This window comes from Microbispora sp. CL1-1 (assembly GCF_012034195.1).
Classification (GTDB): Bacteria; Actinomycetota; Actinomycetes; order Streptosporangiales; family Streptosporangiaceae; genus Microbispora.
Window position 1 is genome coordinate 1 of record NZ_JAATEK010000151.1, and the last position, 842, is coordinate 842.

The following is an 842-nucleotide window of genomic DNA, read 5'->3' on the forward strand; positions in this document are numbered from 1 at the left end:
TCTCCCAGAGCTGGCGGGCGTTCGCGCGGTCCGCTTCCTGTTCCTCGTGGTGCTTGCGCAGCAGAGTCACGAGCTGGCCGGGCAGGCCGATGGTGCGCCGTCCGGCCCTGGACTTGGTGTCCGCGGTTCCTGGTTGCTCTGTCTGCGCTCCGGGCAGTAGCCCGCTTTCCGGCCGCAGGTGCCGCCGCAACCGTGCTGATACTTGGGCCGTTGGCGGCCCCGCCGTACGCGGAGAACGCCCTTGTCTAGGTCCACGTCCATCCACTTGAGGCCCAGCGCTTCGCCCTGCCGTAGGCCAAGAGCGAGCGCGACATCGGGCGCTGTTCCTCGGCAGGGCGGCAGCGGCTTTCAGGAGCCGCCTGACCTCGTGGATCTCGTACGGCTCCACCTCTTCCTCGGTCAGCGTCGGCGAGCTGGGGTTTCTTCTTGGCCTCGTGCCGGGCCTGGGCGCGCCGCTCCCGGACCTGGCCGCGGGAGCGCAGTTCCCGGTACATGGTGGACGGGGAGGCCAGGTACACGCCGCGGTCCAGCAGCGCCGCCCACACCTGGCGCACGGACTTGTCGCGGAACTCCTCGCTGTTGAGCACCGCGATCAGCTCGTCGCGTTGCTCGGCGGTCAGCGCGTTCGGCGGGGCCGGCCGGGCCGCCGGTTCCCCGGTTTCCGTCCTCGGCGGTTTCGGTGTGCGCCGGCGGTACAGCGTCGACCGGTTGATTCCGGTCAGAGCGCAGGAGGCCTGGATTCCGAGGTGGGGTTCGAGTTGCTCGCGGGTGTCGTCGCGAAGCTCGGTCACGAGTTCTCCGAGTCCGCGCTCTCGGACATCGTCTCCAAGGTCGAGTTCTAG

Annotated in this window: 1 protein-coding gene and 1 pseudogene; both read right to left on the reverse strand. The window is 69.6% G+C overall.

From position 1 onward, the window contains the following. Positions 1 to 190 (reverse strand): annotated as a pseudogene (locus HCK04_RS41735) (hypothetical protein); the annotation flags it as partial. Between the two features lie 55 nt (positions 191 to 245). Next, the gene (locus HCK04_RS40375) at positions 246 to 791 is read right to left on the reverse strand and encodes a hypothetical protein (protein WP_168066704.1); all 546 of its coding nucleotides are present in this window, start codon (positions 789 to 791) and stop codon (positions 246 to 248) included. Between the last annotated feature and the right edge of the window lie 51 nt (positions 792 to 842).